The sequence below is a fragment of the Alkalinema pantanalense CENA528 genome, assembly GCF_050753345.1.
Lineage (GTDB): Bacteria > Cyanobacteriota > Cyanobacteriia > Leptolyngbyales > Leptolyngbyaceae > Alkalinema > Alkalinema pantanalense.
Genome location: NZ_JBLZFX010000010.1, coordinates 38,170 through 51,150 on the forward strand (window position 1 = coordinate 38,170; position 12,981 = coordinate 51,150).

The 12,981-nt window shown below is 46.0% G+C and carries 12 protein-coding genes and 1 tRNA gene; 10 read left to right on the forward strand and 3 right to left on the reverse strand.

What is annotated here, in order from left to right:
• Nucleotides 1–10: 10 nt before the first annotated feature.
• Nucleotides 11–1,009 carry a vitamin K epoxide reductase family protein gene (locus ACN4EG_RS05410; RefSeq protein WP_431628222.1) on the reverse strand — a complete coding sequence of 333 codons (999 nt, stop codon included), beginning with the start codon at nucleotides 1,007–1,009 and terminating at the stop codon, nucleotides 11–13.
• Nucleotides 1,010–1,362: 353 nt separating this feature from the next.
• Between ACN4EG_RS05410 and ACN4EG_RS05415 the strand changes: the two genes are divergently transcribed.
• A tRNA-Phe gene (locus tag ACN4EG_RS05415) sits at nucleotides 1,363–1,435 on the forward strand.
• Nucleotides 1,436–2,052: 617 nt separating this feature from the next.
• A complete protein-coding gene (locus ACN4EG_RS05420) occupies nucleotides 2,053–2,211 on the forward strand; it encodes a hypothetical protein (RefSeq protein ID WP_431628224.1) in 159 nt (52 codons plus the stop codon).
• A 164-nt stretch (nucleotides 2,212–2,375) separates the two neighbouring features.
• Here ACN4EG_RS05420 and ACN4EG_RS05425 read toward each other — a convergent pair whose 3' ends face one another.
• Nucleotides 2,376–3,338, reverse strand: a complete 963-nt coding sequence (locus tag ACN4EG_RS05425; protein ID WP_431628226.1) for a LysR family transcriptional regulator — start codon at nucleotides 3,336–3,338, stop codon at nucleotides 2,376–2,378.
• Nucleotides 3,339–3,912: 574 nt separating this feature from the next.
• Here ACN4EG_RS05425 and ACN4EG_RS05430 point away from each other — a divergent pair.
• The 8 genes from ACN4EG_RS05430 to ACN4EG_RS05465 all read left to right on the forward strand — a co-directional run bounded on the left by ACN4EG_RS05430 (nucleotide 3,913) and on the right by ACN4EG_RS05465 (nucleotide 10,125).
• Nucleotides 3,913–4,872, forward strand: a complete 960-nt coding sequence (locus ACN4EG_RS05430; protein WP_431628228.1) for a CobW family GTP-binding protein — start codon at nucleotides 3,913–3,915, stop codon at nucleotides 4,870–4,872.
• Nucleotides 4,873–4,924: 52 nt separating this feature from the next.
• Entirely contained in the window at nucleotides 4,925–5,440 is a 516-nt protein-coding gene (locus ACN4EG_RS05435; RefSeq protein WP_431628230.1) for a DUF1097 domain-containing protein, read from the forward strand.
• Between the two features lie 50 nt (nucleotides 5,441–5,490).
• The gene (nthB, locus tag ACN4EG_RS05440) at nucleotides 5,491–6,210 is read left to right on the forward strand and encodes a nitrile hydratase subunit beta (protein WP_431628232.1); all 720 of its coding nucleotides are present in this window, start codon (nucleotides 5,491–5,493) and stop codon (nucleotides 6,208–6,210) included.
• A 41-nt stretch (nucleotides 6,211–6,251) separates the two neighbouring features.
• Nucleotides 6,252–6,860: a nitrile hydratase subunit alpha gene (gene nthA, locus ACN4EG_RS05445; RefSeq protein ID WP_431628234.1), complete on the forward strand. Its 609-nt coding sequence runs from the start codon at nucleotides 6,252–6,254 to the stop codon at nucleotides 6,858–6,860.
• A 21-nt stretch (nucleotides 6,861–6,881) separates the two neighbouring features.
• Entirely contained in the window at nucleotides 6,882–7,247 is a 366-nt protein-coding gene (locus tag ACN4EG_RS05450) for a nitrile hydratase accessory protein (RefSeq protein WP_431628236.1), read from the forward strand.
• Between the two features lie 31 nt (nucleotides 7,248–7,278).
• Entirely contained in the window at nucleotides 7,279–7,968 is a 690-nt protein-coding gene (locus ACN4EG_RS05455; RefSeq protein WP_431628238.1) for a HupE/UreJ family protein, read from the forward strand.
• 130 nt (nucleotides 7,969–8,098) lie between these two features.
• The gene (gene cysK, locus ACN4EG_RS05460; protein WP_431628240.1) at nucleotides 8,099–9,034 is read left to right on the forward strand and encodes a cysteine synthase A; all 936 of its coding nucleotides are present in this window, start codon (nucleotides 8,099–8,101) and stop codon (nucleotides 9,032–9,034) included.
• Between the two features lie 53 nt (nucleotides 9,035–9,087).
• Nucleotides 9,088–10,125, forward strand: a complete 1,038-nt coding sequence (locus tag ACN4EG_RS05465; RefSeq protein WP_431628242.1) for a fatty acid desaturase — start codon at nucleotides 9,088–9,090, stop codon at nucleotides 10,123–10,125.
• Nucleotides 10,126–10,700: 575 nt separating this feature from the next.
• On the opposite strand, the gene ACN4EG_RS05470 is transcribed toward ACN4EG_RS05465, so the two are convergent.
• Nucleotides 10,701–12,875, reverse strand: coding sequence for a DUF3421 domain-containing protein (locus tag ACN4EG_RS05470; protein ID WP_431628244.1), 2,175 nt, complete (start codon nucleotides 12,873–12,875; stop codon nucleotides 10,701–10,703).
• Between the last annotated feature and the right edge of the window lie 106 nt (nucleotides 12,876–12,981).

Below are 12,981 nucleotides of genomic sequence, written 5' to 3' on the forward strand. Positions count from 1 at the left end.
TAACAACTTGTTAAGGTTGGCGACAGACGCGAAACTCATTCTTAAAGTTCTGTGGCCCGGTGTATCCCGAATTTTTTGCTAACTCCGCTAGAGTTTGCCGTCCAGCGTAGTATTTGCCCCCAACGAACCAAGTGGGAAAGCCGGGAGCTTGTCCTGTTTGTTGGGCGGCTGCATCTAAGGACGTTTTACAAGTATTAACTTGGGCGTCTTTTCCGCCTTCTGCACATTCCACGTAATCCATTTCCTTCATGGCTTCTTTGCCAAACAACTGCTTTTGTTCGCAGCAGTGGGGACACCAAAACGCACCGTACATTTTGGCTCCAGATGCCTTCAGGTGCTTGGCCAATTGGACTTCCGATTCACCGGATGTGGCATCTACTAAGAAATAGACATTTCCCTGGGCGTCGCCGATCGTACTGGCACTGGCGGTATCCTGTTGCGGGGCGTAGATGGCTAAGGTGCTTACCAATGTCACCATGCTGACAATGACACCCATGAAGGCCAGTTGCCCTCGATCGTCCCAATCTCGCCCCAATAAGCAGACCACAAACATAGCGGTTGCGCAGATGGCAGAGAACAAACAGAAGGGACAAAGCCCACCCCACCCTAGAGATCGGCCCCCAAAGACAAATTCCGAGAACATGACATACATCAAGTAGCCACTGAAAATCAGCATCGCTGTTGTGCCTAAAAACAGCAGTGGCCAAGTGATATCTTCCAGTTTTTTGCGGGTGGATAGGCTTTCTTCGCCCTTAAACAGCAACGGACTGAGGGCCAAGATGGCGATCGCAAAATAAGCGAGCAGACCGAACAGCGAAAGGGGTTGCCCAAAGATCGTGGCATAGCGGCTGCTTAGCACCGCACAGGTTTGGGTGGGGCAAGAGTCACCTACGGCAAAAAAGCGTAGATAGGTTAAGTAAGCCGTATTGATCACCCCTAAGGTTGCGATTCCCCCAATAATAGGGCGTGACCAGCGATGGATCCAAGGCGTAGAGCGTCGGCGAATCATAGACTTTTAGACTAGGAATGACCAATCCTAAATAAATGTGGCAAGGAATACCTATCACGTTAACCGTTTTCCGGTTCTGTCTCTACCAATATCCGGTTCCCAAGGACGACTCAAGGGAAGCAGGTTACTCCAATCAACCTTGTCCAGATTGGGCAGAATAGAAACGGAGAACAAAAACGTGGCAAGTTTTTGCAGAAGTTTGCCTCAAGCTTACTCCAAAACAGCCTGGAATGCCCTCCACAGCGTCTTACCTTTTTAGCAGTTCGGAAAAAGTTTCAGAAATTTTGCAAAAGGGGTTGCAAAACTTAGAAGGGTTTGTTAATTTAATTAAGCGCTCGCAAGAAAGCAAACAAGCCGGGATAGCTCAGTCGGTAGAGCAGAGGACTGAAAATCCTCGTGTCGGCGGTTCAAGTCCGCCTCCTGGCATTTAGACGAATCAAGCCAAAAACCCAAAGGAATTATCTTCCCGGCTTGGCCTCTGGCAATCCTGTCTGGTAGTTTAACTTTTCTACTGGGTGTTTTTAGGTAGGTTTAGCAATCTTAGCGGATATTCGATCTAAGAAAGTCAATCCTGAAGAACTAATCTTCAAAAGTCCGAGAGGCAAGGGAACAGCGCATAAATAAAATCCCAATTGGGTAGGGGTAGGAGAGTAAAATAGTAGGAGGGTAGGGGAATGAAGAGGGGATATTATTTCTTGGCAAATCCCCAAGTTATTCAACCAACACAATTTTGCTAATTGTGCTTGGAAGTCAATTATCGCGAAATGTCGTGTTGCTGACCGAAAGAGCTATCAGTGCAGACATACCTTAATTAATTTATGTGTTGAGGAGCATATCAATAGAACAGCGATCGGGCGATGGACAGGAACCAATGCAAAGATGATTGATCAGCACTATGGCGCAACGAATTTTACAAATTTTTGCTCCCCTGATCTCATGTAGGAATTGCCTTTGATATGGTTCTATCTTTGTTCGTAAATGCGATCTCATTCATTACGATCTCATTCATTAACAAAGTACAGTTTCAATTAGTTCTATCTTTTATGGGTATCACCGCAGGACTGGTTCTGTGTGTGGAAATGTTGCAACTGTCTCAAATGTATCACCTTCTGAGCGAAAGCTGTTCTCTCACTAAGCACTCCATAGCCGGCGTGATTCGGCTACTCAATGATAAGCAGGTGTTGGAAACGACTGGGCTGTAAAAAACATAGCAAATTCTTGCCCAACTGATTTAGGTTACTTCCAAGAAGGATGACTGCAACGCTAGGGAAGTTCAGAAATTCTAGATGAGCAAACTAATTGTCTCTATCTATATTCAACGCTCTAAAATTGCTTATGCACGGCTACCTATATGACCGAAAAATAATCAGCCTGAAAGTGTCACAGAATCAACTGGTGAAACACCAAAATTTCTTAGAGAAGATTGATTGCGGAGACATTCAGAAGTCTTCAAAAATTCCATGAATGCAAATACATGAGGAGAATGAGAACGTTTAGCGACGATAGCCATGCGAATTGTTCTAAAAAAAGGAGTAGGTAAGCTACGGATATAAACGTTGGGGGGAACTGGCTCAGCCGCTAAACGCGGCAGAATAGCAACTCCTAGTCCCTGCGCAACCATGTTGACGATCGTTGAGTCAGATTTAGCATGATAGGCAGGCTGCAATGCTTTGCAGAATCTAGCACAGTGTTCATAGGCATACTTGTCAGAGCTAAATCCATTGGTAGCGACAATCAGTGGATAAGCTTTAAGCTGCTCCCAACTCAATTTAAACTGCGCTTCCGTGTAGGAGAGTGGCAACAACACGACAAACTCATCTTGTAAGAATTCCCAAGTTTCAAACTCAGAGTTCATTAGGTCATCTGTAAAGCCAATATCAGCCCGTCCCTTACACAAATCATCCTCAACACTCTGTTCATCAAATTGCTCGATTACGCTCACAGTGACTCCTGGAAACTGTTGCTGAAACTGAGCAATGATTGTTGGCAAGAGGTGAGTCGCAACACTCCGAATTGAGGTTAGACGAACCTTGCCTTGCTGAAGGCTACTTATCAAATTCGCCTCTTTCAGAATTTGTTCTTGGAGATGAATAATTTGTTGAGCGTGGGTAAGGATCTTCTCACCAGCGGGAGTTAGATCCGCACCATGACGGCCACGGGAAAATAAAGGAATCCCTAAATCCGATTCCAACGCCGCGATCGCGTTACTAACTGCTGATTGTGCCATCTCTAGCTCAAGAGCCGCATCACTAAAGCTACTGTGCTCCGCGACTGCAATGAAGGCATGAAGTTGTGCCAGCTTTATCTTGCTTTGACGCTTTCGTTCCATAGACCTAAGGAGAGTCGTTATGGTATGTTAAACAAGATTTTTTCAGAGAATGGGCGATAAGAAGGTATCCTATCTATCTGTTTTTGTGATAGATGAGATACAGAAAACGCTTTGACTTTTATTTGTCACCTCATTTAATCTGTCAGCTATTCCGAAGAAACTGCTTGCTACTGATGGAACGCTTTGTAAAAGAAAGTTCTCAATTTGTTACTGGTTGTAAATGGTTGATTTTATCTTCCGATACTTCTTATCAAACTATATCTTTGATAAGGAGATTTGAAGTGACTGATCTTTTTTAGGTTGGCTCAGGAGATACATCACCAATAGGAAGTTCGGTATTAAGTCTAGAGGCAAAAAACTCAATTCTTCACTGCAAGAAAGTGTGAATCTTCTTCTGCTTCGGAATAGAAATTCAACCTTCTGTCCCTTTTGTCTCAAGCACTACTTTTTTCAAGAGTCATTGATGAGATTAATAGGCACAAGAAGATAAAGCAAAGTGAGAAACGCAGTTATCTGTTCCTTCAACGTAATTGGATCCCCAGTAGTTAAATCATAGGAATCTGCACTAATGGTTATGCTGAGTAGTCCTATTCCCGTTACGGTTATTACAGGTTATCTTGGCTCAGGCAAAACGACGCTGCTGAATCAAATTCTTCACTATCAACATGGCAAGAAGATTGCTGTGATTGTGAATGAGTTTGGAGATGTGGGAATTGATAGCCAACTTGTTGTGAATGCTGATGAAGAAATCTTAGAAATGAACAACGGTTGTATCTGCTGCACAGTTCGAGGTGACCTAATTCGCATTGTTGGAAACTTGTTAGAAAAACGTGAAAAGTTTGATTGTTTGGTCATTGAAACGACTGGTTTAGCCGATCCAGCACCTGTTATCCAGTCGTTTTTTGTAGACGAAACAATGCGGTCTAAAACTCAGTTAGATGCAGTTGTTACCGTTGTAGATGCAAAACACATTTGGGAACATTGGGACAGCAGCGAGGCGCAAGAACAAGTTGCATTTGCGGATGTTATTCTTCTCAACAAGATTGATCTCGTTCCACGCCAGCAGATTGAGCAGTTGGAGAATCAAATTCGAGCCATCAATGCTTGTGCCAAAATTTATCGAACTCAGAACTGCAATTTGTCGCTTGATTCAATCTTGGGAGTCAAAGCATTTGATCTCAAGAATGCTTTATCCATTGATCCAGCATTTCTAGATGAATCAGCGCATGAGCATGATGAAACCGTTTTCTCTATCTCGATCGTCGAATCGGGTGTTGTAAATGGTGACAAACTTACTACTTGGTTAAACCAACTTGTTCAGATTCAAGGGCAAAACATTTTTCGGATGAAAGGTATTTTGAATGTCGATGATGAGGATCGGAGGTTTGTGCTTCAAGGTGTGCATATGTTGCTTGAGGGTAGACCTGGCAGACCTTGGAGATCAGACGAACCGCGTCGGAATGAAATGGTATTTATCGGACGATCGCTACCGGAAGCAGACCTAAAAGGCGGGTTTCAGTCATGTTTAATCTAAATTTTGCTTGAGCAAAGTACTCTCACAACGATTTGCAATCAGGACTAATTGTATGAAAAAGCTAGATGCATACAGTGTCAGCATTGGTGTTTTAGGAGCCGTTGATACCTATCTCACAGCAACGCTCATTCTTGTACCTGTGTGGGTTACATTTATTGCTTGGGCCTCCTTCTTTATCTTAGGCGGCAAGTCCTCTGGTTTGAAACAGAGCATTGCGTCTAACCTAACCGGAATTGCAATCGCTTCTCTGACACTACTATCGATCTCAGCACTAGGGAGCAATCCTGTGATGGGTGCCATCTGTGTTGGAATTGGTAGTGCAGCGATGGTTCAAGCTTCTAAGGTTCCTCTACTCAGGGCGATTCCTGCAATTGTTTGGGGCTTTGCCTCTACGGTCGGAACTACGATTGCAACAGGTAAAGCAATTACTACTCCAGGACTAGAAAACCCAGCATTAGTTGCAGCAGCAGCAATGATATTAGGCGGCATCTTTGGCTATCTCTCTGAAATGTGGGGAGATGCGATGACAAGGGAAGGTGTGCCTGCTAGAGAGCAAACCCGCGTTTAGACAAGGTGAAAACAGTTCTATTACTAGTTCTCAAACAGGAGAGAAAAGATATGAAGCTACAGCACTACATTGGTGGAATAGAAGGACTAGAACCCTCTAGTTTTGAGAAACGAGTGTTTGTTCAGCCCTGGGAAGAACGCATTTTTGGCATTCACGTGGCAATGATGGCGTTAAGTAACCATCTGAAATCAGTCAAAACAGTGCCAACTCGGTTCAAGAGTTTCTGGACTTGGGGACATCTTCGTAAAGGTGCAGAGGGGATGAATCCCTTCGATTACTTCAAGTACCGTTACTACGAAAAGTGGCTGGGTGGAATCTCTGGCTTCTTTGTTGAATCAGGCTATGTTACCAAAGAAGAACTTGATTCAAAAACAGCTGCCTATCTGGAAAAGCCAGATGCGCCGTTACCTCAAGGGGGAGAACCTGCGATCGACGGTCAAGTAATGGAGTATTTGCGGGTTGGAGATTCACCCAGATGTGACGTTGAGATTCAGCCGAAGTTCAAGGTTGGTGATGTGGTTACGGTCAGAAATCCGCCTCCAACCGACCACTGCAAGCTCCCAGGCTATCTGCGAACGAAGCAGGGAGTGGTTGATGTCGTCTATGAAGGAGCCTACAATTATTACTTCCCAACGGGAGATGGTGTGGGCGACCCGATGCCTATCTATAACGTCAAGTTTGATTCTCATGAGATTTGGGGCAATTTGACCGAGCCGAAAACGTGGATTTATGTGCAAATCTTTGAAGCTTATCTAGAAGATCCGGCTTAATTTTGGGTGAGATTGATTTCGTTCGATTGAGGATATGAGTCATGACTGACAGCATTAATCGGGAAACCTACAGCGCTGCTCGTGTAAGAGCATTAGAGTCACTACTAATTGAGAAAGGCATCATTACAGGTGCAACCGTTGATAAAGTGATTGAATTCTTTGAGAAAGACATGGGACCGTTTAATGGTGCCCAAATTGTAGCAAAAGCTTGGGTTGATCCGGAGTTTAAGCAAAACTTGCTCGAAGATACACCGTCTGCGATCGCATCAATGAACTTTCCACAAGGAATGGCAGGTGCTGAGGGTGAACATATGAAGGCAGTTGAAAATACGCCTGACGTCCACAATCTCATTGTTTGTACCATGTGTTCCTGTTATCCGTGGCCCGTTTTGGGGTTGCCGCCCTACTGGTTTAAAGATCCAACTTTTCGAGCCAGAGCCATTCGGGAACCGCGTAAAGTATTACAGGAGTTTGGGCTAGATATTCCCGAATCCACTGAAATTCGAGTCTGGGATACGAGTGCCCAAATTCGGTGGTTTGTTGTCCCAGAGCGTCCGCATGGAACAGAGAATTGGACAGAAGAGCAACTAGCTGCGATCGTTACTCCTGAATCCATGCAAGGTGCAGCAAAGGTTTTTGTTTCTGCTTAGGACACAGTAGGAGAGTGTGAAATGCAGGTCAAATTTGAGCAGTTTGCTGCCGCTAGTATGTTAGTTGATCCAAATGCACCTCCCCGCAGTAATGGGGAACTCTTGTTTGCAAGACCTTGGGAAGGACGGGCGTTTGGCATGGCGATCGCGCTGTCGAAAAAAGGACACTACGAGTGGGAGGATTTCCGCCAGGGTTTAATTGCTTCGATTGCGGAGTGGGAAGCCACGCACTGCAAGGATGACCCGGACTGGGACTATTATCAACGCTGGCTGTTGGCTTTAGAGCGATTAACTTTGGACTCTCATCTGATTTCACCGGAGGAACTAGAGCAGCGGACGGCTGAACTAATTGCTCAGGAGAATGTACCTTCTACCGCTTTAACCTAGTAACACCACAAGTACGATACATGAGGTCGGAATGATACATCAACGCAGTGCTTCTAGATTAGCTCTCTTTGGCAAGCGCCTCAGCACAAAGTTGCTAATGCTCTTAACCGTCGCGGGTTTCTTGCTGATTGCATCTCCCGCAATGGCTCACCACGCGATGGAAGGAAAAACGCCGAGTAACTTTCTTGAAGGATTCCTGTCAGGATTAGCACATCCACTAATTGGGATCGATCACTTTGCCTTTGTCGTGGCGATCGGACTACTTGCCGCCGTGAAACGACAAGGAATCGCGATTCCGATTGCTTTTACCCTATCTGCGATGGTAGGTGCAGCACTTCACCTAACCGGACTCAATTTACCAGGAATTGAACTACTGATTGCCGGATCAATTCTCCTCTTTGGTATCCTGCTAACTCGGAAAGACGACCTTAAAACAGCAACAGTCATTGGACTCAGCACGATCGCAGGGGTCTGTCATGGCTATGCTTACGGCGAGACGATTTTTGGGGCACAGATGACTCCCGTACTAGCCTATTTGCTAGGTTTTACTTGCATTCAGTTAGGTGTCGCAACGCTCATCTTCAAGCTCGGTAAACGATTGCTAGAACGGTCACAGTTTGCTGCTGGTTTACGATCAACTGGATTTGTAATTTGCGGTATTGGCATGACTTTTCTGTTCTCCCAGATGATCAATGCCCTTGTCCCATTGCCAAAAGGTTAAATCAACGCAACTATTGTGCAGTGACCTTCACAGTCAAAGACACGACATCTCCACTCAATACCATTATTGGGTGGAATGTTGATGTTTAATGATTCGTCACAATTCTTGTTTAAGTTGCGGAGATGAAACCATGCGGATTGCCTATGATGTGACTAAGTTAATTGGTTGCACTCCCCTAGTACAACTCAATCGAATTCCTAGAACAGAAGGCTGTATGGCACGCATTGTGGTCAAGTTAGAGGGGATGAACCCAGCGGCTTCTGTCAAGGATCGTATTGGGATCAGCATGGTTGAAGCTGCAGAAGCCGCTGGTCTGATTGAACCGGGTAAAACCGTGTTAGTAGAGCCAACGACAGGAAACACCGGAATTGCTCTAGCGATGGTCGCTGCTGCAAAAGGATATCGACTGATTGTCGCTATGCCAGAAACGATGAGTTTAGAACGGCGGGCAATGTTAAAGGCCTACGGAGCAGAGTTAGAATTGACACCAGGACATCTATTTAGCCAAGGAGCGATCGATCGTGCAATGGAATTGGTTGCAACGATTCCCAATGCATTTATGTTGAACCAATTTAGGAATCCTGCTAATCCTAAAATTCATCGGGAAACAACCGCCGAGGAAATATGGGCAGACACCGATGGACAGATTGATATGGTTGTAGCAGGGGTAGGAACAGGCGGCACAATTACGGGATTAGCTGAAGCACTCAAACAAAGAAAGCCAGAGATTCAAGCGATCGCAGTCGAACCCAAAAACAGTCCGGTGCTATCCGGTGGGCAAGCAGGGATGCATAAAATCCAGGGAATTGGCGCAGGATTTGTGCCTGAGGTGATGCGCTTAGAGTTGATCGATGAAGTAATTCAGGTCAAGGACGAGGATGCAATTTACTATAGCCGCAGATTGGCTCGTGAAGAAGGCTTACTATCAGGCATTTCTGCTGGGGCAAACTTAAGTGCAGCAATTCAGTTGGCAAAACGTCCGGAGAATGCAGGAAAGTTGATCGTCTTTATACAGCCAAGCTTTGGGGAGCGGTACCTGAGTACAGTGCTATTTCAGGAATCCTAGCCCACTTAAATTTTGCTTCTACTTTAGATGATAGAAAGGGATTTAGTTCACATATGGTGTCCAGAAGAACTCGCTTTCAACGGGATTTAGCTTCTAAAAAACTATTGTGGAACGGACTCGCTATTCTTTACACCTTAAGTAGCTATAGTTTAGGAATTGGACTCACTTTATTACCTACCGGACTCTTGAACGTTGTGGGAGTGCTGCTGCTAACCCACAGTTTGACCTTAGCGACTTATCTTGCTCACGAGTTTATGCACGCCAACATTTTTTCGCATCTAAGATGGAATGCAATTGGAGGCAACGTAATGCTGTGGCTAAATGGTAGTTGCTATGTTCAGTTTTCTGAGTTGGTGCGAATGCACATTGCACATCATACAAATCGTATTGATTATTGCCGATTTAACATCGTTGTATTTCTTGATTCGCTTCCATTACCACTCAGATTTACCTTCTTAGCGTTAGAGTGGCTATATATCCCCTCGCTAGCATTCTTCTTGCGAATTCGACTGATGCTTGCTCCTTTCAGACAGATTGAGCGTAGGCACGATCGTACCCGTGTTATGGCAATTTTGTTAGTTCGCGGCTACTTGTTGACTATGCTGGGAGCAATCTCCATAAAAGCTCTATTACTATACTTTGTAGCTTATGTTAGTTGGATTCACATTTTAAGGTTTATGGATGCGTTTCAACATACTTATGAATCGCTTCCTGTTGGAGTTTCCCTACCTAAAGAGTTTCAAGACGTTCCTCTAGAAGAAGCTTCAGCTTATGAGCAAGCGAATACTTTTTCAAATGTCATTTCTCAGCGCTATCCCTGGCTCAATCTAATACTGCTTAATTTTGGTTATCACAATGCTCATCACGCTGACATGAGGTGTCCTTGGTATTCCCTACCACAACTCGATCAACAACTCTACCCAAAGTGTCAGATCCACTACATAACCTTGCCATCGCTAATAGCTAACTATCATCGCTTTCGAGTGTCTCGGATTTTCTCCGGACAAGGAGAGGTGATTACTCACAACGGTAATCACCATTTAGACAAATTTTATGGGGCAACAGAAGTGTCTTTTTTAGTTGTTCCATGAATCTTCCCTAGAGCAGAAAATCGCTCGGCTTGTCGCCGTCCTGGAAACCTTCGTCATGGTGCAACTCAATCAAAAACAACAGCCTAGCCATCCCAAATTTCCTACTTCACCTAAAGTAGATCGCATGGCTTCAGAAGTTTTCCCAACAATTGTCAAGAATCCCTGATAATACCCAAAAAAGTAAGGATTGGGGGAAAATTGGGGGAAAGGTCAAAACTAAGGGCTGAAATCCTTACAGGGTGAGTATCGAATCGAGGATTTTCAATTCTCGTGTCGGCGGTTTCAGTTCGCCTCCTGGCATATCTTTCAGAGATTTGATTATTCACAAAAGTGATCTACTAAAAAGCAGATCACTTTTGTGTTGAAGCTCCAGTAATGTCTTCATTAGGAGGCAAAGGCTTAGGGTTTACAAAGAATTGTTAGTCGAAAAACTGTTGCTCTTCGACTAACAAACTCATGGTAAAAAAGTAGAGGCTAAAGTGTAGGGGCTAAAGTTGCCCATGGACTGGCCTCTCATTTGAAGCCTGCTGCGGTTTCAACACTATTGCTTTTTCAGGCATCAGAAAAAACAAGTTTTACGGAGCAGTTAATACCTCATAACTGCGGATTTCGATTTCCTTGCCGCCATAGCCGATGTTGCAATTACTCGCCACCACTTTGCCGGGATGAACCCCGTTTTGATATCCTGCGCGGCAGATGTATAAACTCCGCCCTGGCTCCTGGCCACCTAGCACTGCACCGCCTGGAACCTGTCCGCCGGATGCTGTGACCCACCGCAGCGATCGTTGTCCGGGATTCGTCAGCACTTCGTAATTGCGGATTTCAATTTCCCGTCCGCCGTAGCTGATGTTGCAATTGCTAGCTACCACCTTACCGGGATGGACACCATTTTGATACCCCGCACGGCAGATGTATAAACTCCGCCCCGGTTCCTGGCCACCTAGCACTGCACCGCCCGGAACCTGACCACCGGATGCTGCGACCCATTGCAACGCAGCCGGTTGGGGTGTTGGGGTGGGATTATTCGCCACTGTGCAACCCGTTTCACCTGGTTGTTTCATAAACACTTGGCGATAGGCATTACAATCCCGTGCCAGCACCATGCCATTGGGCCATTGGTTGTCCCCATCCAACGTGCGAATAAAGCCCAGCATGACATTGGCGGTCTGTAACCGGGCAGGGCTACCCAGATCACTCATCAAGCGGTTAATTTCGCCTTGCCCCAGCATGATTAACTTACTCATCGTCATGGTGTTGTAAGCGGCGGCCATGACTTGGGGATTAAAGGATTCGCTGGGATTGCTATAACCCGGATCGCTAATTTTTAGGTACTTGGAGTTAAACGCTTTCAGGTTTGTGTTTTCCCCGGCACCACTGCCCAGCACTTGGTCAAAGTATTTGTCCGGACTGGTGAGGTATTGCTTGAGTTCCTGTTTCGTCATGCCGATCGCCGCTTTCAGCATGGTGTTCAGCAAATCTTCCTTGAGTTGCCGAATCGGTTGTAATAGGAAGTCCGGTGTGATTGCAGCCACGATGTCACTAATGGCTCCCGCAGTCAGTCCGACAAAATCCGGGGCACCGGACATGGACAGCAAATGATCCGTCACGTACCGTTGCAAGACATCCTCTGCCCGTTGGGTATCCGCCGATCGGGCTGGATTAAAAAATAACGCTTTGGCTACTTCATGACTCACTCCTGGCCAAGCCCGCAGCCCGCTGTCAATGTCATCCCGCCAAGCTTCTTTATACGTCGTCGGAATCGCATTCGCGGTCATGTAAGCCGCTTTCTGCGCTAGAAGAATCGTCTTGGAACAGGTGAAGTCTGTCAATCTGCAATTGTCAATCCGGCGATCGTAGTCGGCCTTGGTGGCGTAGTAACCATCGATTTCCCGTTGCAATTTAGCCCGCATTGTGGAATAAATGCGAGGCACTGAAAATTCCGTGCCACCACCACCATTGCGTAACAGTTGACCATCAAGCGCCGTCCCCGGACGGGCATCGATCATATTGCTGTAAATAAAATCGGAAACGCCATCGATACTGGCATTAAAGAAATTAGCATCCAGTGCTCTAGAATCCAGGCGTTTATCGGTATACCCTTCTACAACAATGTGTTTAATGGCGTTGGCTGGGCCTTTAGGCGGCGTGATAGCAAAGGAACCGCCGGAAAAGTTATTGACAAAGGTGTGGCCGTACATGTCCCCCGCCGCATGGGTGAGGTAGCCCACGGTAAAGGCACGAATGGCCGGAGTATTGGCCGTATTAGCGCGATCCCAGAGGTACTGGAGCCAAGTATTCGAGCCGCCGGAAATCCCTGTTTCTTGATCTGAGGGGTGAATCACCTGCTGCCCGGTCAGGATATCGGGGTAGGCGTCGGGGCCAAGGATGCCTGCGCGGTATTGGGCAGCATTGCTACGCAGGGCGGCGAGGATGGTCGGATCTACGGCATAGGTACCGATCGTGCCTGTAATTTCGCCCTTTTCGTAGTCCACGCGGGGAATTGTGACCTTGCCATCATCGAGGGCATCGTTGAGAGCTTGTTGGCCGAGATAGACGTGGGTAGTAGGTTTCCAAGCCAGCGCTTGGGAGGGCTGCCAAAACAGCGCCAACCCGATCGCCACTAGGCTAGCCACCCAAAGTTGGAACGGTAATTGGAATGCAGATTGCAGAATGTTGCGAATTTTCCGCAGAAGTTGATTCCAGAATGTATAGAGCGATCGCACCATGATTAATCCTTGATTGATCGTCAAAGTTTGCCTAACGGTAACGCAGCGATCGGAGGCTCTCAAGGGATGTCATATAAATTTAATTTCTGGGCGATCTTCATTCGTAGTTATGTTAAGAGAATTGTTATCA

What these genes read in the sequence shown, in the direction of transcription:
- ACN4EG_RS05450 (WP_431628236.1), top strand. Translation starts at nt 6,882, where the DNA reads ATGCAGGTCAAATTTGAGCAGTTTGCTGCCGCTAGTATGTTAGTTGAT.
- ACN4EG_RS05465 (WP_431628242.1), top strand. Translation starts at nt 9,088, where the DNA reads ATGGTGTCCAGAAGAACTCGCTTTCAACGGGATTTAGCTTCTAAAAAA.
- ACN4EG_RS05430 (WP_431628228.1), top strand. Translation starts at nt 3,913, where the DNA reads ATGCTGAGTAGTCCTATTCCCGTTACGGTTATTACAGGTTATCTTGGC.
- ACN4EG_RS05455 (WP_431628238.1), top strand. Translation starts at nt 7,279, where the DNA reads ATGATACATCAACGCAGTGCTTCTAGATTAGCTCTCTTTGGCAAGCGC.
- ACN4EG_RS05420 (WP_431628224.1), top strand. Translation starts at nt 2,053, where the DNA reads ATGGGTATCACCGCAGGACTGGTTCTGTGTGTGGAAATGTTGCAACTG.
- ACN4EG_RS05435 (WP_431628230.1), top strand. Translation starts at nt 4,925, where the DNA reads ATGAAAAAGCTAGATGCATACAGTGTCAGCATTGGTGTTTTAGGAGCC.
- nthB (WP_431628232.1), top strand. Translation starts at nt 5,491, where the DNA reads ATGAAGCTACAGCACTACATTGGTGGAATAGAAGGACTAGAACCCTCT.
- nthA (WP_431628234.1), top strand. Translation starts at nt 6,252, where the DNA reads ATGACTGACAGCATTAATCGGGAAACCTACAGCGCTGCTCGTGTAAGA.
- ACN4EG_RS05425 (WP_431628226.1), bottom strand. Translation starts at nt 3,338, where the DNA reads ATGGAACGAAAGCGTCAAAGCAAGATAAAGCTGGCACAACTTCATGCC.
- cysK (WP_431628240.1), top strand. Translation starts at nt 8,099, where the DNA reads ATGCGGATTGCCTATGATGTGACTAAGTTAATTGGTTGCACTCCCCTA.
- ACN4EG_RS05410 (WP_431628222.1), bottom strand. Translation starts at nt 1,009, where the DNA reads ATGATTCGCCGACGCTCTACGCCTTGGATCCATCGCTGGTCACGCCCT.